Annotated in this window: 26 protein-coding genes; 12 read left to right on the plus strand and 14 right to left on the minus strand. The window is 57.5% G+C overall.

Translation table 11 applies throughout. The features are described from left to right. Positions 1–184 precede the first annotated feature (184 nt). The gene (locus A6F69_RS05755) at positions 185–2,497 is read right to left on the minus strand and encodes an LPS-assembly protein LptD (protein ID WP_067598522.1); all 2,313 of its coding nucleotides are present in this window, start codon (positions 2,495–2,497) and stop codon (positions 185–187) included. A 113-nt stretch (positions 2,498–2,610) separates the two neighbouring features. Here A6F69_RS05755 and A6F69_RS05760 point away from each other — a divergent pair, with 113 nt between their 5' ends. The 5 genes from A6F69_RS05760 to mddA all read left to right on the plus strand — a co-directional run bounded on the left by A6F69_RS05760 (position 2,611) and on the right by mddA (position 6,123). After that, positions 2,611–4,077: a leucyl aminopeptidase gene (locus tag A6F69_RS05760; RefSeq protein ID WP_067598525.1), complete on the plus strand. Its 1,467-nt coding sequence runs from the start codon at positions 2,611–2,613 to the stop codon at positions 4,075–4,077. A 39-nt stretch (positions 4,078–4,116) separates the two neighbouring features. Continuing rightward, positions 4,117–4,269, plus strand: a complete 153-nt coding sequence (locus A6F69_RS12945) for a DUF2256 domain-containing protein (protein ID WP_083984706.1) — start codon at positions 4,117–4,119, stop codon at positions 4,267–4,269. After that, positions 4,266–4,712, plus strand: coding sequence for a DNA polymerase III subunit chi (locus A6F69_RS05765; protein WP_083984707.1), 447 nt, complete (start codon positions 4,266–4,268; stop codon positions 4,710–4,712). Before A6F69_RS12945 ends, A6F69_RS05765 begins: the two co-directional genes overlap by 4 nt. Positions 4,713–4,811: 99 nt before the next feature. Next, positions 4,812–5,234, plus strand: a complete 423-nt coding sequence (gene ndk / locus A6F69_RS05770) for a nucleoside-diphosphate kinase (RefSeq protein ID WP_067598527.1) — start codon at positions 4,812–4,814, stop codon at positions 5,232–5,234. A gap of 151 nt (positions 5,235–5,385) precedes the next feature. Further along, positions 5,386–6,123 carry a methanethiol S-methyltransferase gene (mddA, locus tag A6F69_RS05775; RefSeq protein ID WP_067598531.1) on the plus strand — a complete coding sequence of 246 codons (738 nt, stop codon included), beginning with the start codon at positions 5,386–5,388 and terminating at the stop codon, positions 6,121–6,123. Positions 6,124–6,129: 6 nt separating this feature from the next. Here the strand turns inward: mddA and A6F69_RS05780 are convergent, their stop codons facing one another. Genes A6F69_RS05780 through purM form a run of 3 tightly spaced genes read right to left on the minus strand, consistent with a single transcriptional unit; the run spans position 6,130 to position 9,024 of the window. Further along, a complete protein-coding gene (locus A6F69_RS05780) occupies positions 6,130–7,290 on the minus strand; it encodes a sulfotransferase family protein (RefSeq protein WP_245638303.1) in 1,161 nt (386 codons plus the stop codon). Positions 7,291–7,340: 50 nt separating this feature from the next. After that, the gene (gene purN, locus A6F69_RS05785) at positions 7,341–7,928 is read right to left on the minus strand and encodes a phosphoribosylglycinamide formyltransferase (RefSeq protein WP_169816525.1); all 588 of its coding nucleotides are present in this window, start codon (positions 7,926–7,928) and stop codon (positions 7,341–7,343) included. Then, on the minus strand, positions 7,921–9,024 hold the full coding sequence (gene purM / locus A6F69_RS05790; protein WP_067598536.1) for a phosphoribosylformylglycinamidine cyclo-ligase: 1,104 nt from the start codon (positions 9,022–9,024) through the stop codon (positions 7,921–7,923). Before purM ends, purN begins: the two co-directional genes overlap by 8 nt. A gap of 73 nt (positions 9,025–9,097) precedes the next feature. Between purM and A6F69_RS05795 the strand changes: the two genes are divergently transcribed. From A6F69_RS05795 to A6F69_RS05810, 4 genes are read left to right on the plus strand one after another with little or no spacing between them, the layout of a single operon-like run. Beyond that, positions 9,098–10,378, plus strand: a complete 1,281-nt coding sequence (locus A6F69_RS05795; protein WP_245638304.1) for a heavy-metal-associated domain-containing protein — start codon at positions 9,098–9,100, stop codon at positions 10,376–10,378. A gap of 18 nt (positions 10,379–10,396) precedes the next feature. Further along, on the plus strand, positions 10,397–11,008 hold the full coding sequence (locus tag A6F69_RS05800; protein WP_067598540.1) for a P-loop NTPase family protein: 612 nt from the start codon (positions 10,397–10,399) through the stop codon (positions 11,006–11,008). Between the two features lie 26 nt (positions 11,009–11,034). Next, on the plus strand, positions 11,035–11,739 hold the full coding sequence (gene epsC, locus A6F69_RS05805) for a serine O-acetyltransferase EpsC (protein ID WP_067598542.1): 705 nt from the start codon (positions 11,035–11,037) through the stop codon (positions 11,737–11,739). After that, entirely contained in the window at positions 11,739–12,104 is a 366-nt protein-coding gene (locus tag A6F69_RS05810; protein WP_144573756.1) for a DUF2794 domain-containing protein, read from the plus strand. Before epsC ends, A6F69_RS05810 begins: the two co-directional genes overlap by 1 nt. Before the next feature lie 76 nt (positions 12,105–12,180). On the opposite strand, the gene A6F69_RS05815 is transcribed toward A6F69_RS05810, so the two are convergent. The 4 genes from A6F69_RS05815 to A6F69_RS05830 all read right to left on the minus strand — a co-directional run bounded on the left by A6F69_RS05815 (position 12,181) and on the right by A6F69_RS05830 (position 15,468). Continuing rightward, positions 12,181–13,251 (minus strand): hypothetical protein, encoded by a 1,071-nt coding sequence (locus tag A6F69_RS05815; RefSeq protein ID WP_067598545.1) that lies wholly within the window; start codon positions 13,249–13,251, stop codon positions 12,181–12,183. Between the two features lie 70 nt (positions 13,252–13,321). Then, positions 13,322–13,714, minus strand: a complete 393-nt coding sequence (locus A6F69_RS05820) for a hypothetical protein (protein ID WP_067598548.1) — start codon at positions 13,712–13,714, stop codon at positions 13,322–13,324. Between the two features lie 6 nt (positions 13,715–13,720). After that, positions 13,721–14,650, minus strand: a complete 930-nt coding sequence (locus tag A6F69_RS05825) for an SDR family NAD(P)-dependent oxidoreductase (protein WP_067598550.1) — start codon at positions 14,648–14,650, stop codon at positions 13,721–13,723. Positions 14,651–14,784: 134 nt separating this feature from the next. Continuing rightward, on the minus strand, positions 14,785–15,468 hold the full coding sequence (locus A6F69_RS05830) for an HAD-IA family hydrolase (RefSeq protein ID WP_067598552.1): 684 nt from the start codon (positions 15,466–15,468) through the stop codon (positions 14,785–14,787). Positions 15,469–15,527: 59 nt separating this feature from the next. Between A6F69_RS05830 and glmU the strand changes: the two genes are divergently transcribed. Both glmU and A6F69_RS05840 read left to right on the plus strand, forming a co-directional pair. After that, positions 15,528–16,883: a bifunctional UDP-N-acetylglucosamine diphosphorylase/glucosamine-1-phosphate N-acetyltransferase GlmU gene (glmU, locus tag A6F69_RS05835; RefSeq protein WP_067598555.1), complete on the plus strand. Its 1,356-nt coding sequence runs from the start codon at positions 15,528–15,530 to the stop codon at positions 16,881–16,883. A 6-nt stretch (positions 16,884–16,889) separates the two neighbouring features. After that, positions 16,890–17,165, plus strand: a complete 276-nt coding sequence (locus A6F69_RS05840; protein ID WP_067598558.1) for an HNH endonuclease — start codon at positions 16,890–16,892, stop codon at positions 17,163–17,165. A 36-nt stretch (positions 17,166–17,201) separates the two neighbouring features. Here the strand turns inward: A6F69_RS05840 and A6F69_RS05845 are convergent, their stop codons facing one another. Next, entirely contained in the window at positions 17,202–17,492 is a 291-nt protein-coding gene (locus tag A6F69_RS05845; protein ID WP_083984844.1) for a DUF1153 domain-containing protein, read from the minus strand. 223 nt (positions 17,493–17,715) lie between these two features. Between A6F69_RS05845 and A6F69_RS05850 the strand changes: the two genes are divergently transcribed. Then, the gene (locus A6F69_RS05850) at positions 17,716–18,372 is read left to right on the plus strand and encodes an SOUL family heme-binding protein (RefSeq protein ID WP_067602605.1); all 657 of its coding nucleotides are present in this window, start codon (positions 17,716–17,718) and stop codon (positions 18,370–18,372) included. 58 nt (positions 18,373–18,430) lie between these two features. Here A6F69_RS05850 and A6F69_RS05855 read toward each other — a convergent pair whose 3' ends face one another. The 5 genes from A6F69_RS05855 to atpA form a co-directional block, all read right to left on the minus strand. Continuing rightward, a complete protein-coding gene (locus A6F69_RS05855) occupies positions 18,431–20,596 on the minus strand; it encodes a prolyl oligopeptidase family serine peptidase (RefSeq protein ID WP_342669874.1) in 2,166 nt (721 codons plus the stop codon). A gap of 127 nt (positions 20,597–20,723) precedes the next feature. Continuing rightward, positions 20,724–20,981 carry an ATP synthase F1 subunit epsilon gene (locus tag A6F69_RS05860; RefSeq protein ID WP_067598567.1) on the minus strand — a complete coding sequence of 86 codons (258 nt, stop codon included), beginning with the start codon at positions 20,979–20,981 and terminating at the stop codon, positions 20,724–20,726. Between the two features lie 20 nt (positions 20,982–21,001). After that, complete coding sequence (gene atpD, locus A6F69_RS05865) at positions 21,002–22,459, minus strand: F0F1 ATP synthase subunit beta (protein ID WP_067598570.1); 1,458 nt, start codon at positions 22,457–22,459, stop codon at positions 21,002–21,004. A 23-nt stretch (positions 22,460–22,482) separates the two neighbouring features. Further along, positions 22,483–23,352, minus strand: coding sequence for a F0F1 ATP synthase subunit gamma (locus A6F69_RS05870; RefSeq protein ID WP_067598573.1), 870 nt, complete (start codon positions 23,350–23,352; stop codon positions 22,483–22,485). A 28-nt stretch (positions 23,353–23,380) separates the two neighbouring features. Next, positions 23,381–24,910 carry a F0F1 ATP synthase subunit alpha gene (gene atpA, locus A6F69_RS05875; protein ID WP_067598576.1) on the minus strand — a complete coding sequence of 510 codons (1,530 nt, stop codon included), beginning with the start codon at positions 24,908–24,910 and terminating at the stop codon, positions 23,381–23,383. Between the last annotated feature and the right edge of the window lie 7 nt (positions 24,911–24,917).

A 24,917-nucleotide genomic window follows, 5' to 3' on the forward strand; every position in this document is an offset into this window, starting at 1 on the left:
TTCAATGTTTTACTTGTCACGTATTTAATCCATTTGCTGCGCGCTTGGCGCACCCACTTGATCTCGGCCATTTGGCAAGAACAGGCTTAACCCTAGCTGAGCCGGGCAAGACCCCCTTACGTCCATGCGCCAGATAACCACTTTGCGCGGCGCTGCCAACGGTTGAGGCGCGACTAACGTGTACTTATCGCAATCCCAGATTGCGAAGCGCGAAGGTGAGCTGGAATGTATCGCCGCGCTCCGCATCGCCTGCGGTGACATAATCGCGCCGCCAGGTTAGGCCGAACTCTAGGCACTCATCACGATAAGCGATGCCTAAACGCGTGCGGATCGGCTCAAAGCCGTCGCTTGAGAACGTGGGGTCTTCATTGCGATCGGTCAGGTTGACCACGCCTGATCCAAAGATGGACCAGTAGCGGGCAAATGCCACGCGCGCCGCGGCGCGAAGCTCTTCACGGTCTTGTAAATCTTCGAAATCTTCGATGTCGCGATTGAGGCGTAGATAGCCCAGTTCGACATAGGTTCGCGCGTTGCCAATCGTTGCGTCAAATTCATTGCGTCGGATCTGCAAATTGTCCTTATCGATGCGGAATCGGTGCGTGAGCTTGACAGTATCCTTGAAGCGAAGCTCAGTGCGACCAACGAAATCGGAAACACGTTCGGACAGGCCAGTCCCGTCAGGCAGGATCGTGCGTTGTGTGTCGAACCGATATGATTGCCCGACGGTGCTTTTTACCCGCCATCCCGGCCGCTGAAGCTCCCAATCAAGGCCATAGGTCAAGCGCACACCGTCTTCGACGCGATCATATCCCGGGAAACGGTTGAGCGCGAAAAGATTTGAGTCTTCCAGATCGATCGCGCGCGAATCCTCGTTGGGAATCTCAAGATTGCGGATCGCCGGACTTGCAACCAGCTGCAAGCGCGGCTTGATCACCTGTGTACCGCCGAAGGCTTTGCCTACGAACGGCCATTCGACATCAATTGCGCCAATTGCGATTCCGCGGCCCTGCCATCCCTCATTGCCGCGGTAGATTTCTGTAGTGGTGAAGCCATTCTCATCGCTGTGATAAACATCGCCGCGCGCGAGTGCACTGAAAGTCACTACCTGGCCAAGGCCCGTTAGGCGGCGCAAATCCCAACGCGCCCCCGCAAACGCCCGCTGGGTATCCTGACCCTCATCCCTCACCAGACTAAGCGTATTGGCTTGAAGCTCGACTGTCCCGCCCAAAACTGGGTCCGCCAGCCGGTGCCGAAAATCAATAATTGGAAGCGCCATCGGCACTTGCCCTTGCCGGGCCTCCAGCCGCAAGGTCTGCGTTGCCCATCCTGCGAGTGAGAAATAGGTCTGATCGTTGACGCGCTCTATATTGAAGGTCGAACGCAAACGATCATCACGGCTAATATCGTAACGGCGCAGGAAAGTCCGGTCGCTAGCAAGCCGCACCGATCCGCTAAGGCTCCATTCCGGGTCAAATTGAAACCGGCCATTGGCAAACAGATAACCGCGCAAATCGCGCTCAGTCGTTGGGTTGCCTGTGAAGGTTGAGATGCGGCGGCTATGCGTTCCGTAACCTTTGACCTGATAGGCACCCTTGCTGGTCAGGTGACGCCACTCCGCAGAAATCAGTGGTGTCGCTTGCGTGAAGAAACGGGCGCCGAGAGTAAGATCCTTGTTTTCGGCGAGCCTCCAATAATAGCTTCCGCTGACTTCGACGCCGTTTGATTCGGAGATCCGCAGGTCAGGGACCAGGAAGCCGGAAATCGCACTGCCATCAGTGCGAAAGGCCAGACCGGGCATAGGGAGGATACGCGCGCCAAAAAGTTCCAGTACCGCGCCGTCAAAACTCACCGTGCTGTCATCCGGATTATAGATGATCCGGCTGGCTGTGATCCGCCAGCTTGGCGTCTTGTTGCATCCTTCCAGCGTAGTGACAGGACAAGCTGTGTAGGCGGCATCGTTCAGGATCACATCACCATCCGAGCCGCGCTGGCCGCCACGTGCGGCCAAACGGCCGCCTGCACGCAGCGAGACCAACAATTCATCAATCGCACCTGCTTCAAACCGCTCTGTCAGTTCCAAGGAGTCAGTAAACAGCTGATTGCCGCTTGAATCCACCAGTCTGACATTGCCGCTTGCATAGATGGTTCGACTTTGCCGGTCCCAAGAGATCTGGTCTGCCCGCACCGAGTTATCTTCGCTAGACAGCAGCACGTTGCCGCTGGCAATGATGACTTCTCCGTCCCCCTCGTTGTCATATTCGAGGTTATCTGCCTCGAAACCGATGATCCGGCTGTTCACTACAGAAGGTAGAGCATCGGGATCGAGCTGCGTTACCTGCTCTTCAATCGGTTTTATCGCGTCAGGCGCTATGCTGGCATCATCCTGCGCAAGCGCCGGATGCGCGGCCAGCGCGAACGCAATGGCGGCCGCCAGCGCGCCCAGCGACAATTTTACTCGTGATCTGGCGGGCAGAAGAGACTGCGGCAGCGGGGACATGGCTTGCCTATCGCACTGCTCGCGCCTAATCGCAATCGCGATTGGCCGTACCGTTCCACAATGGTGTTCAATCGGCCACATAAGCACTCGCAGAAAACCTGTCCGGAGCCATCATGCAAATCCAGTTTTCCGATACTTCACCCGCAGATACCAGCCTGATTGCCTACATCGCAAACAAGGATGATCTGCCAACCCGGCTTGAACGTGCAATTGTCGAAGGTGCGGCGGCTGCTCGCTTCAAAGGTAGTCCCGGCCAGTTCTTTGAGGGGTTCGTTGAGCGCGAGGACAAGGTTGTGCGGGTCGCCTTGGCTGGAGCTGGAAATCCAGACGCGGAGCCGCATAGACGCGAGGAGGCATTGGAGAAAGCCGGTGCGGTGCTGGCGGCGAAATATCTAACATCTGGCGAACGCGATCTGGTGCTGGATTTTGCGAGCAGCGATCTGGATGCAGCGGGCGCAGCATCGGTGTTGTTGGGATTGCGCCTTCGTAGCTGGCGGCATGACGCATACCGCACAAAGCTGAAAGATGAGCAGAAGAAATCCTTGAGTCAGGTTACGGTGGTGAACGCTCCGGCTGGAACAGAGGGGGCATGGGAAGACGCGGCAGCTGTCGCGGAAGGCACAGAATTCAGCCGCCATCTCGCCGCCGAGCCACCTAACAAACTTTACCCTGTAAGCTTTGTTGAGCTGTGCAAAGATCGCTTTGCAGGCACCGGTGCCGAGTTGATCGTGCTTGATGAAGAACAGATGGCAGAACTCGGCATGGGCGCGCTGCTTGGCGTGGGTCAAGGCAGTGAACAGCCTTCGCGTATTCTCGCGATCAAGTGGGATGGCGGCAAGGAAGGCGAAGCGCCAATTGCATTCGTCGGCAAAGGTGTGACCTTCGATACGGGCGGCATCTCACTGAAGCCTCCTGTTGGCATGTGGGACATGAAATGGGACATGGGCGGCTCTGGCGCGGTCGCAGGCGCCATGCTCGCACTGGTCAAGCGTAAGGCCAAGGCCAACATTGTCGGCGTCGTCGGCCTGGTTGAAAACATGCCGGATGGCAATGCGCAGCGCCCCGGCGATATTGTAACTTCGATGAGCGGACAAACGATTGAGGTGCTCAATACCGACGCTGAAGGGCGGCTGGTGCTGTGCGACGCGCTGACTTGGACGCAGAGGACTTTCAAGCCCTCGCGAATCGTTGATCTTGCTACGTTGACAGGCGCGATGTTGATCGCCTTGGGCAAGGAACATGGCGGCATGTTCGCCAATGATGACGATTTGGCTGATGATCTGGCAGCGGCCGGTAAGCAGGTGGGCGACAAACTGTGGCGTCTGCCGCTGGGCGCGGAATATGACAAGCTGATCAACTCGCCGATCTGCGACATGAAGAACATCGGCCCGCGCGAAGGTGGATCGATCACAGCGGCGCAGTTCCTGCAACGCTTTATCGAGAATGATACGCCTTGGGCGCATCTGGATATCGCGGGCATGGTCTGGTCAGACAAGCCGGGTCGTACCTGGGATAAAGGCGCAACAGGTTATGGTGCGCGGTTGCTCGACACCTTCATTCGAAACACGGCTGAGGGGTAATTTGCCTGCCTTCAATTGACGGAGCGATGGTACTGAAGAATGGCACGCATGCGCAAAAAGTCTGAGCTGCCGAGCAAGATTTGTGCGCATTGCGGGCTGCCTTTCACGTGGCGAAAGAAGTGGGAGCGTGACTGGGAAAACGTGCTTTACTGTTCCGAGCGTTGCCGCAGATCCAAGGGATCGAGTTCTTGAGTACACGTGTCGACTTTTACCAGCTTAGCCGTGACCCGGTAGAACAGGTCGCTGTGATGCTTGCGCGAAAGGTGATGCAGGCAGGCAAGCGTTTACTAATCGTCAGCGAAAATCCAGGCCAGCGCGCCGCAATCAGCAGGGAGCTGTGGCGCGGGGGGGCGGAAGAGTTCCTCGCCAATGGCCAGGCTGATGCAGCGCATGCCGAAAATCAACCAATCCTGCTTTCGGGCAGCATGGATGCAGTGAATGGCGCAAGCATGGTGATGTTCGTCGACGGAAAATGGCGCGCGGATGCGTTGAAGTTTGATCGGGCGCTGCTGTTGTTCGGTGCTGAGGCGACGGAAGCCGCACGCGGGCTGTGGCGTGAACTGGATAGCGTCGAGGATGTTACTCGCGAGATACACAAGCAGGATGAAAACGGGCGCTGGCGCGCGGGCGCGTAAGTTTCCGCACGGCTCGCTAAAGCTTGCAGTTGACGCAACTCAGCGCTAGTGGCGCGCGCAACCAAAAATACCCCTCAATATTCGCAAGGAACACTTACCATGGCGGTTACCCGCACATTCTCGATCATCAAACCTGACGCTACCAAGCGTAATCTCACAGGCGCGATCACCAAAATGCTAGAAGATGCCGGCCTGCGCGTTGTGGCATCGAAGCGGATCCTCATGACCCGCGAACAGGCCGAAGGCTTTTACGCAGTTCACAAAGAACGCCCCTTTTTCGGCGAGCTCGTTGAGTTCATGATGAGCGAGCCGGTCGTCGTTCAAGTTCTCGAGGGCGAAGACGCTGTGAAGCGCAATCGCGACATTATGGGTGCGACAAACCCTGCCGAAGCTGCTGAAGGCACGATCCGCAAGGAACACGCGCTGTCGATCGGCGAGAACTCGGTCCACGGTTCGGACAGTGAAGAGAATGCGAAGATCGAAATCGACTTCTTCTTCAAGCCCGAGGAAATCGTCGGCTAAGCTCGCACGCAAGCGAATTGTTCAAGAGGCCTCGCAGCAGAAATGCCGCGGGGCCTTTTTGATTCAATGGTTTGAGATCCAGATTCGCGCTCCAATAAACAATCGGCTATCTCCGCAATGGGTCGCCTGAATGGTTCTGGGGGAGGGAATCATGGGCAGATTGCTGCTGATGCTGGTTTCTTTGACATTTTATGCTGCCGCCGTTGCAGCACTTCTATTTCTGATTGGTTGGGTCGGCGCGTTCGATTTCATGCCTCTTACGGTCGACAAGGGCAGAGAGGGGTCGCTGGTCACTGCTATTATGGTCAATACTGGCTTGATCGCATTGTTCGGCGTTCAACACACGGTAATGGCACGGCCCGGTTTCAAGGAAGGTTGGACGAAGGTAATTCCCGCGCCGGTAGAGCGTAGCTTTTACCTACTCGCCACCGTTTTGGTGTTAGGCGCACTGTTCCATTTTTGGCACCCGATAGATGGGACCATCTGGTCAATCCAGAACGAGGCCGCGCGGACCGCAATCTGGACTGTGTTCTGGCTTGGCTGGGCAATCCTTCTGCTGTCGACTTTCCTGCTCAATCATTTCGAATTGTTCGGATTGCAGCAAGCGTGGCACAATCTGACAGGAAAGAATGCGTCGCCACCTCAGATGCGTACGCCGTTATTCTATAAACTGGTTCGGCATCCACTTTACACCGGCTTCTTTCTGGGGCTGTGGGCAACGCCCGATATGACTTACAGTCATGCCTTCATGGCCGCTGGGTTCACGATCTACATCGTGATCGGGATATCCTATGAGGAGCGCGACCTGCTCGATGTGTTTGGCGAGCAATACGCCGAATACCGCAAACGGGTGGGGGCATTCCTTCCAGGCATCGGTAAGGTTTCCTAGGCCACCTCAGGCTGCCGCGTCGGATCGAAAGCCTTGTAACTGGGCGGCGTGTGTGCTGTGCGCGCCGCCTTCGCTGCTAGCCATTTCCTTAGCCATGGCGGCGCGTGCCTGTGGTGTCAGTTCGAGATCCAGTTCGTTGTAGATTCGCGCGATTTCGCTTTCCCAATCTGCGCCCAATTCGTCAAAGTGGACGTGCGCGATGGCGCCGTCAAAATCGGCTAGTGCTGCTTGAACGCGCGAGTGGCGAAGCTTCAGCTTGCGCCGCCACTCCGCCTCGACCCAATCCAGATCAACATTGTTGCTCTGGATCGTCATTTGATTGGCCACGACTGACATCGAGCTGTGCAAGACATCGTCGTCTTGACGGTTTGCCACCACTAGCCGGGCGTCCGGGAACTGCGCGAGCAGCGCCGAAAGTTCTTCGGCGAATTGCGGAACTTTCAGCACACGAGGTCTTTCGGCATTACCATGATGCGCGGCATCCGTCTTGAGAATGCGGGCAAACTCGCGATAGAGCGCCATCGCATCGCGCTCTTCGCAAAAACGGGTAAAGCTCGGCACGCGCCATTGCGTATCGTATGTGCTGTGGCCCAGCGCGCTCGCAAGCCAGCCCAGTTCCTCTTCAGCACGCTGTGAACCCATCGGGTGGAGCGAATCAATCCACGGGTCCAGTTTGCGAGCCATCGCCAGCATCATCCCGCCCCAAAGCGGGCGCATGTCGATCTTGCGTGGGACCGGATACCAGCTGTCACAGAACCGCGTGGCGCTATGCGCCGGATCAGCCGCCAGCAAGCGATGAATGCGGGTAGTCCCGCTGCGCATTTGTCCGACCACGATGATTGGCGGGGCTAGCTGTGTGTCGAGCAGGTCGGGCTTGTCCGACCAAAGCTGCCCTAATCCGAGCCTTTGCTTGATCACCCGCACGATCTGCCCGTGCGCCATGGTCTTGCCGAGCGCGTTAAGGCGCGCTTCGGTCAGAACCGCATCACAAAGGACATGCAACCGTTCGCGAAAATCAATGATGTCTTCCTGGCTGCGCCCGCCATGTTCAGCGGCGATGTTCGTGCCCTTGGCCGCGCGGCGCCACAGATCGTCCGGATCAATCAGCGGCGGCGGAATACCCTTGGACCATGCCTTTTCCAGCGCGGCGCATGCCTTGTCGATCAATGGCGTTCTTGCAAGGGGATGCGGGCGTTCGGGTGGGTGCGCAGCCATGTTCAATCGTGAACTGTCTCTTTGCTGGCCACATAAGCCGACAGCGCGCGGGGGTAGAGTTGATGCTCGGCCAGTTTGACCCGCTCGGCCAAGGTTTCAGGCGTGTCGCCTGGTACGATTGCCACTTTGACTTGCTCAAGAATTGCCCCGGAATCAAGTTCCGGCGTCACCAGATGAACGGTCGCGCCGCCATGGCTGTCGCCCGCGTCGATCGCCCTCCGATGCGTGTCTAGCCCCTTGTATTTGGGCAGCAGCGATGGGTGGATATTGATTATCTTGCCCGTCCAGCGCGAGACAAACTCTTCGGACATGATGCGCATGTATCCGGCCAAAACGATGTATTCCGCGCCCGCATCCTGCGCCGCGCGCTCCATCACCGCGTCGTGCTCGGCGCGCTCCATGCCTTTGTGCGAATGGGCAAATGTCGCGATCTCTTCGATCTTGGCCAATTTCAGCCCTGCGGCATCCTCCTGGTTGCTTGCGACCAAGACAACTTCGTAGTGGCATTCAGCCAAGCGGCTTGCATAGAGCAGCGCAGCCATATTGGTGCCGCCACCGGAAATGAAGATGGCAACCTTCGCCTTAGGCAAGGTGCGTTGCTTCCCAATCAGACATGGCGGACCATGTCCCTTGGCTGCCTTTGACGGTGCAACCCCGCTCGCCCGCTTCGATTGCGCCGATGACGAAGGCGGTCTCGGCTGCATCTGCCAGCCGTTCTAGGACCGTATCCTGATGATCCAGAGCGACCGCAAGGACCATCCCTGTGCCGCAATTGAATGTGCGCGCCATTTCAGCCGGTTCGATATTTCCCTGTGCTTGCAGGAAAGCCATCAGGCGCGGCTGATCCCAACTGTCAGCATCAACCATCGCATGTGCACCTTTGGGCAGAACGCGCGGGATGTTCTCTAACAATCCGCCCCCGGTGATATGCGCCATTCCGTCGATCAATCCTTCGCGCACCAGCGGCAAAAGCGATGCGACATAAATGCGTGTGGGTTCGATCAGCGTGTCGATCAGCAGGCGCTCTGAATCGAATAGCGCGGGACGGTCCAGCTTCCATCCCTTGTCGGCAGCAAGCCGCCGCACCAGCGAATAGCCATTTGAATGAACACCTGAAGAAGCGAGCGCGATAAGCACATGCCCGGGCGCGACCTTCTCACCGGTCAACTGCTCACCGCGTTCGACCGCACCGACACAGAAGCCTGCAAGATCATAGTCGCCCTGCGCATACATGCCCGGCATTTCAGCGGTTTCGCCGCCGATCAGCGCGCAGCCAGCTTGCTTGCAGCCCTCGGCGATGCCTGCGATCACACGCTCGGCCACGCCGTTCTCAAGCTTTCCCGTCGCAAAATAGTCGAGAAAGAAAAGCGGTTCTGCACCTTGTACGATCAGATCGTTGACGCACATCGCGACCAGATCGATACCGACGGTATCGTGCTTGTCATGGTCGATCGCCAGCTTCAGCTTTGTGCCGACGCCGTCATTTCCGGCGACAAGCAGCGGGTCCTTGTAGCCGGCCGCTTTCGGATCAAAGAAGCCTCCGAAACCGCCGATTTCGCCATCCGCACCGGTGCGCATAGTCGCTTTTACTAACGGACCGATGGCCTTTACCAGACGGTTGCCTGCGTCAATTGAGACACCGGCATGTTCATAGGTATAGCTCTCTGGCGGATTTTGATTGGCCATAATGTTCACCGCTTTAGCCTTTCGCGCTTGGAATTCCACTCGCCTTTAGGCAAAAGGCATCAGCTTTTCCCCGATGACTGCAACAAATGCCTTTATGCGACTGACGCCCCCGCTTTCGAGCCGCCGTTTTGTGCGTGGCGCATTGATACTCGCTGCGCTGGTTGCTCTTGCTGTGGGTCTTGCCACACTGACCGCGCAAATTACCGGAGATCGCGGTATCGCGCCGGTCGCTTCAAGCAGCGATATCGATGTAGCGGGAATTGACGTCGATGTACGTGGCAGCTCCGCAGAGGAAGCACGTGCGGCCGGGTGGAAATTGGCTCAACGTCTTGCGTGGCAGCGGCTGGACGGCCCTGCCTTGCCAGACGCAGAGATCGAAGCGATGGTCTCTGCTGTCGTGATTGAGCGCGAGCTTGTCGGGCCGCGCCGTTATCAGGCAAGTCTGGGGGTCATTTTCGACCGTAATCGTGCGGGCCAGTATCTGGGCGGCGGGGCTAACGGTAGGCCATCTGCACCGATGTTGTTGTTGCCGGTCACGGCCAGCGCGGGAACTTATACTATGTATGAGGTGCGCAATCCGTGGCAGCGCGCTTGGGCTGAATTCAATCCGGGAACGAGCCGGATAAACTATGTCCGTCCTGCAGGAGCGGGAGGTGATTCGCTGCTGCTCAACCATGGCCAGACCATGCGTCGCAGCCGTACTTGGTGGCGGGTTATCCTTGATCAGTTTGGAGCAGCAGATGTGCTGGTGCCTACTGCACGGTTGGCATACACCTATCCCGGTGGTCCTGTGGAAGGTACTTTCACAGCGCGATACGGGCCCGACAGTCGTTATCTGGACGGGTTCAGCATGACAGCCGATTCTCCGGAGGCATTGCCTGCGATGTTGAGTCAGGCGGTACGACGGTTTGATGCAATCTATGAGAATGCGTTGAGCGAAGGAATGTTGCGACCCGACCCGACGCTGGATTTCGACACCAGTGGTGAAATGGATCCCGCGCTCGCACGGCTGATAGAGATCGGTCGAGCCATAGAAGCGCGAGAGGCGGCGATCGAAGCAGGTGAGCTTGATCCTGTCATTGCTGTGCCAACACCTGCCACACCCGCCCCTGCGATTATCAATTCTTACATAGTGCAATTCGCCAGCCCGGATGCGGCATCGATTGATGCCACGCTTGCAGCCGTGCGTAGCGTCCCGGGAGTGCGTGGGGCGACCACCACCAGTCTGGCATTTGGCGGCACGTCGGTCATGCGAGTCAGTTTTGGTGGGTCAATCGATGCACTCGCCGCGGGACTTCGCGAGCGCGGGTACAACGTGACGCAAGGCGCCGACGCGCTCGCTATATCTCGCTAGGAGCGGCAAGGCCTGGCTATGCCGTCTCAGATCGCCCTTCCATTGACACTTCCCGGATCGGGAGAAGCAAGCCGGATCGTGATCGGCAACGCGAATCAACGCGCTTACAAGGCATTGGCCAACACCAAGGACTGGCCGTTCAGTACCGCGGTGCTGACTGGACCCGAACGGTCGGGCAAGTCATTGCTTGGCAAGTGGGCTGAAAGCCAGGGTATCACCGTTATCGACGGTGCCGATACACTGGACGAGGCGGAATTATTTCATCGCTGGAACCGGGTGCAGGAATCGCGCGAGCACCTGTTGTTGATCTCTGACAGTCAACCTTGGGAAATGGATCTGCCTGATTTGCGCTCACGGCTGGGAGGGTCGCTGCAGCTGGAGATAGGTGTCCCTGACGATGAAATGGCAGCGCATCTGATCGAGGCTATCGCAGAGCAGCGCGGCCTTGCTCTGGCCGACGGCGCAATCGATTATCTCGTCCCGCGGGCGGAGCGCAGCTTCGCCGGAATTGAGCGACTCGTCGTTGCAATCGACAGGCTGAGCCTTGAACGCAAGGTGCCAGCCACCATGTCGCTATGGCGGGACGCATTAGAAGCCACACGCGGTCCGGAGCAGGCACGCTTGCTTTGAAGGCCGTTTGGTGGGAGTATTTAATTATGTTCGACCGGCTCAAAGCCTATTTGGACTCAATCAAGGCGCGCGATCCTTCACCGCGTTCGCGTTGGGAAATCCTTTTTTATCCAGGTGTTTGGGCGCTCGGTCTGCATCGCGTTGCCCACTGGCTGTACGAAGCCAAGCTCTATTTTCTGGCACGGATGATCAATCATTTTTCGCGCTTTCTAACAGCGATTGATATCCACCCCGGTGCCGAAATCGGGCGCAATTTTTTCATTGATCACGGTTTCACAGTGATCGGTGAGACTGCGGAAATTGGCGACAATGTGACAATTTATCAGAACGTCACTCTGGGCGGCACAAACCCCACTAACGGTAAGGGTGGCAAGCGGCACCCGACCATTCGGGACAATGTGATCATCGGTTCAGGTGCGCAAATCATCGGTCCCATAACACTTGGCGATCGGGCACGCGTTGGCGCCAATGCAGTCGTGATGGAGGATGTACCAGCTGGTGCCACCATGGTGGGGGTGAAGGCGCGCTCAACTCTTGTGCCGGCAGAAGAGTGGATAAAGGAATTCATTCCATATGGCATGACGCCCGAGTGCGAAGATGCGGAAGGTAACCGGATCGACTGTATAGAGAAGCTGGAAGGCGAATTGATTGCCCTGAAGGCTGAACTGGACGCGTTGAAAGCTGAACGCCAACCGAAATCATTGCCGCCGCGAAGCGGGACTGACGATTGATGAATTCGGGAATGCGCTCCGGCCAGCCCGGCTCTGTTGTTGCATTCCCCGGGCGCGTTCCCAATCAGGTCGGCTTTGACCGCGAAGAACTTCAACGCATTCTGGATCTCTATGGCCGTATGGTCGCGGCCGGTGAATGGCGCGATTACGCGATGGATTTTACGAAGGACGTAGCGACGTTTGCGGCGTTTCGCCGCACTGCAGAGCACCCGCAGACCCTTGTCGAGAAACGCCCTGCGTTGCGAAACAAGCAGGGCATGTGGACGCTGTTTGGTGAACACGGTCAGGTGCTCAAACGGGGGCACGATCTCGCCAATGTTCTGGCTCCGGTTGAACGGCGGCTGGTGAAGGCAGTCGACAGCTAAACAATCTAGCTTATGCGAAAAGGGCCCGCGGCAATGCACGAGCCCTTTCCGGTCTAACCTCGAGAGTGCTCGAGTATTATGCTGCCGCTGCGGTAATTGGCAGCCTTGACTGTAGGTCTTGTGGCAGTGGGCGCACCACCGCGCGGCGGATCGGGGTCCAGAAAGCCGACAGTGTCAGCAGCGCTGAACCGATCACAAGCGCGGTGAGAGCCACATTCAGTTCCACGGCACCAAAACGATCGAAAAGGAATGTCAGCGCAGCAAGTACATAGGCGAGGGCCGAAACAAGCAGCGCGCGGCGATCAATCGCAAGCGCAACAATGCCCATCGCGATGTAAACGACCAACACGCCAATTGCGGCGCCAAGGCCAATATTCTCGCCGCCGGTCACGCCTAGCCAATGGAACAGTGGGTGCGCGATCATTGGCGCAGCCAGTAGATGTAGCCAGAAGGCGACATCGCTGCGACGGGTCTGACGTTCGCGGTCACTGGTGTCCCAGCGCATGGCAAAGCTGAAGATGACAAGGCCGGCGACGAATACCAGCGGGATCAAGACATTCTCGCCAACGGTGCCCGGACCAATCGCAGTCACGATCAGCGCAATCGCGGTAGCAGCAAGCGCAGCCGCGCCCGCAGCGACCGTGATTGGTACCATAAACCGCCGCCAGTGAATGTAGGCAGAGACAGAGGTTGCGAGTGTTGCACCGGAGATAAGTAGCCCGGCAAGCACTTGGTTCTGGCCGAAATTGTCGCCGCCAAAGGTGGCAAGAATGAGCCCGAGAAGTGTCGCAAACACGCCGCCAACAAAGGCGAGCAACAACACAATGCTGGGCAATGCCATACGGCGCTGACGTGTGAAATACTCGGCCATGCCCCATGCCGCTCCGGCAACTAGGAGGCCTGCAAGCGCTGAAGGCCCGTCATTGGATGGAATCAGCGCGTCCCCGATACCTGCCATGGCAACCAGCAGCAGCACCGCTGCGATGGTCACGAAGATATCGTTGAAGCTGTTGATCAGTCGGAAATGTTCTTCGTCAGTCGCAGGCGCTTCTCGCGTCTGCCTGACCGAGTTACGCAAGGCATCAGCAGCATCGGCGCTGATTGCGCCGCTCGCTACTGCCTGTCGCAGATCGTCTTCTGTATACATGAGGCGTACCTCTCCCTGTTGATCAGAGCGAGATAGGCGCACTGTGTTACTGTGTCAACACAGTGATGTCTTAAGCGGTGGAACGTCGTCTCTGCAAGACCACAACCAATCCGACGCCTACGACCACATCAAACCCGGCACAAAGCGGCGGATACCAGGCTGCCACGCCGCTCGCCGCTCCAAGAAACGCGTCGTACAATCCGTGCAGCAAAACAAACCCCCCAATCGCTGGAGGCCATCGCATCATGGCGATGCGAGCGAGAACGATCACAGCTGAAGTGACTGCTATCTCTGTTATGATCGAAGCGAGCGAACCAGTGACCAGCTCAGCCCCGATATAAATGGCCAGCATCGCCACCAATGCGATGTAGCCGCTATCGGCAATCGCCCGGTTCCCCATACGCGCAAAAAGGGCGAGCAGCGCCAATCCGCCGCCCGCCCCGATTGCTGCTTCAATGATCAAAGCGAATTATCCACGCGCGCTGGAAGGGCCCGTGCCCGTAACTTTCTGCATTGCCTTGAGAATGTTTGCGCTCTGCTCGCTGCCGCTCTGAGGCGCGACGAGGTTCGAAAAGTCGCTGATCTTGTCCCAATTTGCTGCGAAGCCTTCAACCGTGCGGTCTTCGTCCTTGAGCCAAACAGCGTCATTCATCACAGTCCAGCTGCTGTGGAAGCCGCCAGCGCCAGCGCCGACGATTGCATTGGTGGGCGAATCTTCGCTCACCAGGAAGAGCGCGGCAGGAACGACATTCTTCGGATCGAACAGTTTGAAGGCTTCTTCAGGGAACAAGTCTTCTGTCATGCGTGTGCCGGCCACCGGTGACAACGTGTTGACGCGGATGTTGTATTTCGCGCCTTCAAGCTGAAGTGTCTTGGTGAGACCCGCAAGGCCGAGTTTCGCTGCCCCGTAATTGGCCTGACCGAAATTGCCGAACAGACCGGTTGACGATGCAGTCATCAGGATGCGGCCGTAAGCTTGCTCACGGAAAGTTTCCCAACATGCCTTGGTGACGAAAGCCGAACCGGTAAGGTGCACCTTCAAGACAAATTCGAAATCTTCGGGGCTCATTTTGGCGAACGTTTTGTCACGCAGCACGCCCGCATTGTTGATCAGCACATGCACGCCGCCCCACTTCTGCTTGGCGTCAGCGACCATCTTTTCCATCTGATCGTATTCGGTGACCGAGCCACCGTTCGACATGGCTTCGCCGCCCATGGCTTCGATCTCCTCGACCACCTTCAGCGCCATGTCCGAATGACCTGTGCCGTCGCGTGCGCCGCCGAGGTCGTTGACTATGACCTTCGCACCGCGGCGTGCGAGTTCGAGCGCATATTCACGGCCCAATCCGCCGCCTGCGCCCGTGACGATGGCTACCTTGTCCTTGAAGTCGATGCTCATGGGGGTTCTCTCCTGCTTGTCAGGCCGTCTGTGGCCTTCCGTTTACGTAATGTGCCGACTGCGTGGCACTTTCTTTGCTGCGTTGCAACAGGCGCGTTGCATGGCCGCTATGCCGTAACGGCAATGCTTTACGCCTAAAGTGACTCCAGAGCCGGAATCAGTGCATCGAGCGAATCAATCACAGCATTGGCACCCAACTCCTGTGGGTCGCGATCGCAATACCCGTACGCGGCACCAATAACCGGCACGCCGGCGCCTCGTGCTGCTTTTACATCATATGTCGAGTCGCCAACAAACACGAACCTAGCGGCTTCGCAGCGTTTCTGCGCTTCGATGACTGGGTCGGGTGCGGGTTTGGCAAGAAACCTTCCGTCTTCGCCGCGGCCCATCGAATCCCCGCCGATGATCGCCACGAAATGGTGTGCCAAGCCGATTTCAGTCAGAATCTTGGTCGCAAATTCTTCAAATTTGTTGGTCACCACCGCCATTCTGACGCCGCGCATGGTAAGCTCGTCCAGAACACGCTCTGCATGCGGATATGGTGCCGTGTAGACTGCATTATGCTCGGCGTAATAACACAGCATTTCCTTATAGAGCGCACGGAAGTCGTCTTCTGGCATCCCGCCTTGCTCTTCGACAGCCTTGGCCAGCATTATCTTCGCACCGCCGCCGATCAGGTCTTTCGAACTATCTACGGGAACGGGCTTGAGCCCGCCAAGCTTAAGCGCGTGGTTCACCGCTGCGCCGAGATCGCGAAACGTATCGAGCAGCGTGCCATCGAGATCAAAGCCTACGCCATCAAAAGGAAAATCAGTCATGCACCGCGCCGTGGAGGATGGTTCTTCAAACCGCAAGCGTTTGGTGCCATATCGCCCACATGAGAGATATAGCAGCTATCGTTCTTGCCGCGGGCAAGGGTACTCGGATGAAATCTGACCTGCACAAGGTCCTGCACCCTATTGCGGGGCAGCCGATGCTCGATCATCTGCTCGGCTCGCTTCAAGAACTGGCGCCTGCCCACACAGTCGTGGTGGTGGGCGACAAGGCCGAACAGATAGAAGCCGCCTTGAAAGAACGTGCCGTAACGGTGAAGCAAGAGCCGCAACTGGGCACTGGCCATGCGGTCCAGCAAGCGGAAGTTGCGCTGGAAGGGTTCAGCGGCGACGTGTTGGTGTTGTATGGCGATGTGCCTTTCGTGCGGCCGGGCACTATGCGGGCAATGCTCGAGCGTTTGCATGCCAATGATGGCCCGGCTTCAGTGGTTCTGGGTTTCGAACCGAGTGACCCCGGGCATTATGGCCGCGTGATTGCGGATGAGGCCGGCAGCATTAGCAAGATGGTGGAGTTCAAGGACGCAAACGAAGCTGAACGTACTTGCCGCCTGTGCAATTCCGGGCTGCTTGCGGCCCGAAGTGAGGACCTGTTCGGTTTGCTTGCACGAGTCAAAAATGAGAATGCGCAAGGCGAGTACTACCTGCCTGATATCGTCAATATCGTGATCGCAGACGGGCGGACCTGCGCGGTGGTGGTATGCGATGATCCGGAAGAAGTAACCGGGATCAACAGCCGCGGCGAATTGGCAGCTGCCGAAGCTGCGTGGCAGGCTGCGCGGCGCGAAGCAGCGATGACCGCCGGAGTTACGCTAATCGCCCCTGAAACCGTCTTCTTCAGCCATGACACGCAGCTGGGCCGAGATGTCACGGTCGAACCGAATGTCGTTTTCGGCCCCGGAGTTTCCGTCGCGGATGGAGCGTGGATCAAGGGCTTCAGCCATATCGAAGGCGCCAAGATAGGGGAGGGCGCGCAAGTCGGTCCCTTTGCCCGGCTGCGTCCAGGAGCCGTGCTGGAAGAGAATGCCTTTGTTGGCAACTTCGTGGAAATGAAGAAGGCAACGCTTGGCCCAGGAGCCAAGGCTAGCCATCTCACCTATCTAGGCGATGCAACAGTGGGCGAAGGTGCCAATATCGGCGCGGGAACCATCACCTGCAATTATGACGGCTATTTCAAGTACAAGACCGAAATCGGGCCACGCGCTTTTATCGGTTCGAACAGCTCGCTGATCGCGCCGGTCAAGATTGGCGCGGACGCGATTGTGGCAGCGGGCAGCGCCGTCAGCCGCGATGTCAGTGAAGGCGATTTGCGCATGGTGCGTGGCGAGCAGATCGTCAAACCTGGCTGGGCAGATCGCTTTCACGACGCAATGAAGAAGAAGAAAGCGGCGAAGAAGGGATAAGCGGAAGTGAGCGAGACCTCTGATCTCGCTTGCTGGCTATGCGAGCGGCCGCTGGAAACGCGTATCCAGTGGCACCATCCCATACCCAAGTCGAAGAAGGGACGCGAAACGGTGCCGATCCATCCGATTTGTCACAAGGCGATCCATGCAAACTTCACCAATGCCGAGCTTGCAAGAATGGGCGCAGATCTGGGGGTGATCCGCGCCCATCCGGAGATTGCCAAGTTCATAAGGTGGATCAGTTCCAAGCCGCCTGACTTTCACGCGCCGACCAGGAAATAGCGCGCTGCGTCAGGCGGCCAGCGTGACGATCCGTACTCAAGCCTGTTCGAGCTCTCCGCCTCTGGAGAGTTCGCGATTTCGCAGCTCAAGCGGCTGCTTTGGCTCGACTTTGCGTGAATGGCGGGCATCCACCTGCTCTTCCCACTGGCGAAACTCGCTATGGCTGAGCAGATAGCGCCAACGCGCTTCGTCAAAGCTAATCAGCTTGTCACGCACCGCGCGGACCACTTCTTCTTTTCGGGCCTGAGACCAGTGAATATCATGCGATTCAGGTAATCCCGCGCGTTTGATTGCGTCGTTTACATTTTCGTGCGGGGCATAAGCCATCAACTTTCTCCAACATTCAATCATACCCCCCTGCGAAGAGAAAATTGGCGGCGAGACTTAATTTCGCCTTTCTAAACATGGTTGATTTTGGGCTCAGCCTATCGCCTGTGCCAGCGGTGCGATGAACCGCATCAGGTTACCCAGGTTAGCTTACGCAGTGATGCTTCTTGGGAACCACAACTGCCCGCAAACGCTGATTGGCAAAGCGAACAGGGATTTCGAAATGCGGAAGACAAAGCTGGGTCTTGGCCTTTGGGCGGCAGCTGCGATGAGCGCGCTCAGTGCGCCAAGCCTTGCAGAGGATGCGGACGAGCAGCCGACATATCAGACTGAAATGGAAGAAGGCCGCTTCGAGGTCCGCACCTACGATCCGATGCTGGTCGCTGAAGTTACCCATCGTGGCGCGCGCAGCCGCGCTCTGAATGCCGGGTTCCGGCGTTTGGCTGCTTATATCTTCGCGCAAGAACGGCCTGGCCGCGATCAGAGCGATACACAGAGCGAGCCGATTACGATGACATCGCCGGTTATTGTTGATGAGGCTGAAGAGATCGCGATGACATCACCTGTGATGCAAGACCCCGGTCGAGAGGGCGCCTGGCGCACACGTTTCGTGATGCCGCGCAAATACACGCTCGAAACATTGCCTAAAGCCGCGGAAGACATCACGCTGACCGAAGTTGCAGCCCGCCGCATGGCGGTGATCCGGTTTGCGGGTTATGGCAGCAATCGCAACTTGGCAGTTGCCGAAGAAGCATTGCGCGACTGGATGGCGGAACAAGGGCTCGAACCTATCGGAGCGCCCGAATATGCCTTTTATGACAGCCCGATGGTTCCACCTCAGTATCGCCGCAACGAAGTGCTCATTCCTGTTGCCGAGTAAGCCTGAAACGAAAAGGGCGACCCGAACAGGCCGCCCTTAATCATTTGGTTTTATTCGCTTATTCGCCTTCGTTGCTGTCCATCAGTTGTTGCATCAGGTAAACGAACTGCAGCGCCTGAAGCTTTGCCCGTTGCTCATTGTCGACGCCGCCTGAATGGCCGCCGGTCATATCTTCATAGTACCAGTAGGGCTGACCCAGCTCTTTGAGCTTTGCCGCGCCCTTGCGCGCGTGGGCGGGGTGTGTGCGGTCATCCGCGGTTGATGCCCATAGGAATGGAGTGGGATAGTCCACGCCTTCCACGATTTTCTGATAGGGAGAATACCCTTCGATCCATTCGCGCTGCTCTGGAATTCGCGGATCGCCATATTCGCCGATCCACGAGGCTCCGCGCCCGATCAGGTGATAGCGGAGCATGTCGAACAGAGGGATCTGTACGATAGCGCCGCCAAACAGGTCGGGGCGCTGTGTGAAAGCCGTGCCGACCAGCAATCCACCTTGGCTGCCGCCCTGAATGCCGAGATGCTGGGGTGAGGTGAAACCCTTGTCGACCAGATCCTGACCCACCGCGATAAAGTCATCCCAGGTGCGTTGCTTGTTCTCGCGGATCGCGGTTTGGTGCCAGCCGGGACCGAATTCACCGCCCCCGCGCAGGTTTGCGAGTACATATGCCCCGCCATTCTCAAGCCACAGCTTGCCTGTCGTACCGAGATAGCCGGGCAGGCGGGGAACCTGGAACCCGCCATAGCCAGTCATCAGCGTCGCGGTGGTACCGTCCATCTCCATACCTTCAGGCTTGACGATGAAATACGGAATCTTGGTCCCGTCTGCGCTGGTCGCCTCGTGTTGCTCCACTTCCATGCCTGTCTTGTCAAAACGGCTGGGCGATTGCTTTAGCGGAGCGGGAGTGCCGCCATCCGAATAATAGAGCGTGGTCGGGTTGAGGAAATCAGTGACGGTGAACATGATCTGGTCCGTCTCGGAAGAAGACGCTGCAATACCGACGGTTGCGTTGCCGGGAAGATCAACCTCTTTGCTGGTCCACTCACCGCCCTCAAAATCAAACTGGACTACCTTGCCAACGACATTGTCGAGCATGCCCACGAACAGTGAATTCCCAGTGATGGCTCCGCCACGCCTGGTCTGGCGTTCTTCGGGCGCCCATACCAACGTCTTCGAGGCACCATTCGGGTCGGCTTTCCACTCTTCAAGATCCATCGCGACGAGGCTATCCGCCGGGAAGGTCTCACCGCGGACTTCCCAGTCAACATCGGTCGAGTAGAGGATTTGACCATCAACGATGCCGTAGGGTGAGGCCTTCAACGGAATATCGAGGGGGAGCCATTCACCGTCCTTCTCGGTGTAATATTCGGTCTCGTGGAAGCTGACCGAGCGATAGGCGAGGCGGGCGTGTACCGTCGCTTCGTTATCGCGCAGCAGGTAAGCTCCTGATGACACGTCAGTGCGTTCGCCGCGGAAGATCTCTTCTGCCTCGTCGATCGACGTCCCACGCGCCCAGATGCGTGTGGTGAAAGGGTACTCGCTTTCGGTTTGCAGTTCTTCGCTGAAATTGCGCGATACCAGCATGGTGTCTTCATCGACCCATTGGATACCACCTTGGCTCTTTTGGTCGAGCACGAACCCGTCTTCGACAAATTCCTTCGTGGAAGTGTCAAACTCACGCAGGATGGTCGCGTCCTCACCGCCGTCAGACAGCGCGATCATACATTTATTGAGAGCAGGGGGCAGGCAGGTCGAGCCCTTGTATACCCACTCCTTGCCTTCTGCAGCGGCCAAAGCATCTACGTCCAGAACGGTTTCCCATTCGGGTTCGTCGGTCTGGTAGCTTTCAAGCGTAGTCCGGCGAAGCAGACCCTTCGGATTCTCTTTGTCCTGCCAGAAGTTGTACAGTCCGTCCGGGCGGAATGACACGTATGGTACGCGATCTTCGCTGTCATAAATCGCCAGCGCGGCGGACTTCAATGCTTCGAAGCGCGGGTCGGCTTCCATATGCGCCAATGTGCGTTCATTCTCTGCGCGGACCCATGCGAGCGCTTCTTCGCTGCGGGCTTCTTCCAGCCAGATATAGGGGTCCTGCTCAGGGCCGGGGATGCCATCATCGGCGACTTCAGGCTCGTGGTCCTTGTGGCCGTGGCCGTCTGCGATTGCGGGGGTAGCGGTCATGGCAAGCACACCAGCCAGGGCGATTGTCGAAACAAGTTTCAAATGTCCTCTCCTTGGGGGATTCCGTTGATGGTTATGTGGCGGTTGCAGCGTCGAATGTGAAGGAGATTTCAACGAAAAAGGGCGACCGATCGGCCGCCCCTTCAAAATCCTTCAACGAAGCCTGAGATCAAGCTTCGACATGTTCCGCAAGGACAGTCAAACCATTCTCGCCCACTTCGGCAAAGCCGCCGCGTACTTCGATCTTCTCTGCCTCTGCGCCTTCCTTGGCAAAGACCTGAACCGCGCCGTCGCGGATTGTCGACATGAAAGGAGCGTGGCCTTCCAACACACCGAATTCGCCCTCGCTGCCTGGGACAACGACCATGTGGACGTCTTCCGAACGAACCAGCTTTTCCGGTGTTACAAGTTCAAAGTGCAGTGGCATTTTCTGTTTCCTAGCCTGACTTAGGCTTCCTCAGCCAGCTTCTTGGCCTTCTCAACCGCCATGTCGATGCCACCAACCATGTAGAAGGCAGCCTCTGGCAGGTGGTCGTATTCGCCATCAACAACAGCCTTGAACGACTTGATCGTGTCTTCGAGCTGCACGAACAGGCCAGGGATGTTGGTGAAAACTTCAGCCACGTGGAACGGCTGAGAGAGGAAGCGCTGGATCTTACGCGCACGCGCAACGGTCAGCTTATCTTCTTCCGAAAGCTCGTCCATGCCGAGGATGGCGATGATGTCTTGCAGCGACTTGTACTTCTGCAGCGTTTCCTGAACGCGGCGAGCGGTCTCATAGTGCTCCTGACCCACAACGCGCGGCTCGAGAACGCGGCTGGTCGAATCGAGCGGGTCAACCGCAGGATAGATACCAAGTTCCGAAATGGCGCGTGACAGCGTGGTCGTCGCGTCCAAGTGAGCGAACGAAGTTGCAGGTGCGGGGTCGGTTAAGTCATCGGCAGGAACGTAAATCGCCTGAACCGAGGTGATCGAACCCTTAGTGGTCGAGGTAATGCGCTCCTGCAGGTTACCCATGTCGGTCGACAGCGTCGGCTGATAACCCACAGCCGAAGGAATACGGCCGAGAAGTGCGGACACTTCCGAACCAGCCTGCGTGAAGCGGAAGATGTTGTCGACGAAGAACAGAACGTCCTGGCCTTCCTGATCGCGGAAGTATTCCGCCATGGTCAGACCTGACAGAGCAACACGCGCACGTGCGCCTGGAGGCTCGTTCATCTGGCCGAAGACCAGCGCAACCTTGGAGCCTTCGCTGATGGCATTGCCATCTGCGTCCTTGGCGATAACGCCTGCGTCGAGGAATTCGTGATAAAGGTCATTACCCTCGCGGGTACGCTCACCAACACCGGCGAAAACGGACACGCCGCCGTGACCCTTTGCGATGTTGTTGATCAGCTCCTGAATCAGAACCGTCTTGCCCACACCAGCACCGCCAAACAGGCCGATCTTACCGCCCTTCGCGTATGGCGCGAGAAGGTCGATCACCTTGATACCGGTGACGAGGATCGATGCTTCGGTCGACTGGTCGATGAACTCAGGCGCTTCTGCGTGGATCGGCGCGCTCATATCGGCACCGATTGGGCCACGTTCATCAATCGGCTCGCCGACAACGTTCATGATACGGCCGAGCGTCTTTGGGCCAACTGGCACAGAGATCTGCGCGCCGGTGTTGGTCACGTCCTGACCGCGGGTCAGACCCTCGGTCGAGTCCATCGCGATTGTACGGACAGTGTTCTCACCCAGGTGCTGCGCAACTTCCAGAACCAGCGTCTTGTCGCCGTTCGTCGTTTCCAGTGCGGAAAGAATTGCTGGCAATTCGCCTTCGAAGGTCACGTCGACGACAGCGCCGATGACCTGGCTGATCGTGCCAGTGGTGGTTTTGTTCATTACGGGTGCGGTGGCCATTTGTCTTTCCTTAGCCTTTGACTTTAAAGCGCTTCTGCGCCTGCAATAATTTCAATAAGTTCAGTGGTGATCGCGGCCTGACGGCTGCGGTTGTACTGGATCGTCAGCTTGTTGATCAGTTCGCCTGCGTTGCGCGTCGCGTTGTCCATCGCTGTCATCGAAGCGCCTTGCTCTGATGCCTCACGTTCGAGCAGCGCTCCGAAGATCTGCGTTTTCACATAGCGCGGCAGCAGTTCTTCAAGAATTTCTTCTTCGCCTGGCTCATACTCCACCACAGCGTCACCGCCCGCGGCTTCCTCTGGTGAAGGAACAGGGATCAGTTGAACTGTGGTCGGGTCTTGCGCCAGTGCAGATTTGAAAGTCGGGTATACCAGATGCGCGACATCGAACGCACCGCTCTCGAACATTTCGATCAGTTCGTTTGCAGCAGCGTCTGCTTCTTCAAAGCCGACGTTCTTGACTGCAGAGGTGTCAAAATGCTTGGCGATCCTGTTCGCATAGTCACGCTTGATTGGCGCGCGGCCTTTCTTGCCGATCAGGTAGAACTGCACGTCCTTGCCTTCTGCGATCAGGCGCTTTGCCTGTGCCTTGGCTTCCTTGACGATGTTCGAATTCAAACCGCCGCACAGGCCCTTGTCCGTGTTGACAACGACAAGCAGGTGCTTCTGGTTGGAACCAGTGCCAGCCAGCAGTTTGGGCGCGCTATCACCGCTTACCTTTGTGGCGAGCGAGGCCATGACCGATGCCAGCCGCTCTGCGTAAGGGCGTGCAGCTTCTGCAGCCGACTGCGCACGGCGCAGCTTGGCCGCAGCGACCATCTGCTTGGCCTTGGTGATCTTCTGAGTCGACTTGACCGACCCGATCCGATCCTTGAGTTCTTTAAGCGAGGCCATATCGGCTCCCTTTGTCTCTCTCTAAGGCTCAGGCGAACTGCTTGGCGAAGGCTTCAAGTGCCTTGACCGTGCGGTCCTTCACATCGTCTTCGAACTTCGTGCTCTCGCGGATATCCTTCAGGATGTCTGCATGTTCCGCACGGAAGAATGCCAGCATCTGCTCTTCGTAATCGGTCACGCGATCAACCGGAACAGAGTCGATAAAGCCATTGGTACCAGCGAAGATCGAGACGGTTTGCTCTTCGAACGGCAGCGGCGAGAACTGGGGTTGCTTAAGCAGCTCAGTCAGGCGCGCACCGCGGTTGAGCAGTTTCTGTGTCGACGCATCCAAGTCCGAACCGAACTGCGCAAAGGCCGCCATTTCGCGGTATTGGGCCAGGTCCAGCTTCATTGAACCTGAAACCTTCTTCATCGCCTTTGTCTGCGCGGCGCCGCCAACACGGCTAACCGAAAGACCAACGTTAATCGCCGGGCGGATACCCTGGAAGAACAGGTCGGTTTCAAGGAAGATCTGACCGTCGGTGATCGAGATCACGTTGGTAGGAATATAGGCCGATACGTCACCAGCCTGTGTTTCGATGATCGGCAAGGCGGTCAGCGAACCGTGACCGTTTTCCTTGTTCATCTTCGCAGCGCGCTCAAGCAGGCGGCTATGAAGATAGAAAACGTCACCCGGATAAGCTTCGCGACCCGGAGGACGACGCAGCAGCAGCGACATCTGGCGATAAGCCACAGCCTGTTTCGAAAGGTCGTCATATACGATCACAGCGTGCATGCCGTTATCACGGAAGAATTCACCCATCGCGCAGCCGGTGTAAGGCGCGAGATACTGAAGCGGCGCAGGCTCAGAAGCGGTCGCGGCGACAACAATGGAATACTCCATCGCGCCGTTTTCTTCGAGCTGCTTGACGATCTGAGCAACCGTCGAACGCTTCTGGCCGACAGCGACGTAGACGCAGTAGAGCTTCTTGCTCTCGTCCTTGCTCTTGTTGACTTCCTTCTGGTTGATGAAGGTATCGATTGCGACTGCGGTTTTGCCGGTCTGGCGGTCACCGATGATCAGTTCGCGCTGGCCGCGGCCAACCGGTACGAGTGCGTCGATGGCCTTCAGACCCGACTGCACAGGCTCAGACACTGATTCGCGCGGGATGATGCCCGGTGCCTTAACTTCAACACGCTTGCGCTCTGCAGCTTCGATCGGGCCTTTGCCGTCGATCGGGTTGCCCAGTGCGTCAACAACGCGGCCCAACAGACCCTTGCCAACCGGAACGTCCACGATGGTTCCGGTACGCTTGACGCTGTCGCCTTCTTTAATCTCGGCGTCAGAGCCGAAGATGACGACGCCGACGTTGTCAGCTTCAAGGTTCAGAGCCATACCCTGAACGCCATTGGCAAATTCAACCATCTCACCGGCCTGAACCTTGTCGAGGCCGTGGATACGGGCGATGCCGTCACCAACGGAGAGAACAGAGCCCACTTCACTGACTTCAGCTTCAGTGCCGAAATTGGCGATCTGGTCTTTGATGACCTTGGAGATTTCTGCGGCGCGGATTTCCATGTCTTTA

The sequence above is a fragment of the Altererythrobacter ishigakiensis genome, assembly GCF_001663155.1.
GTDB classification, from domain to species: Bacteria; Pseudomonadota; Alphaproteobacteria; order Sphingomonadales; family Sphingomonadaceae; genus Erythrobacter; species Erythrobacter ishigakiensis.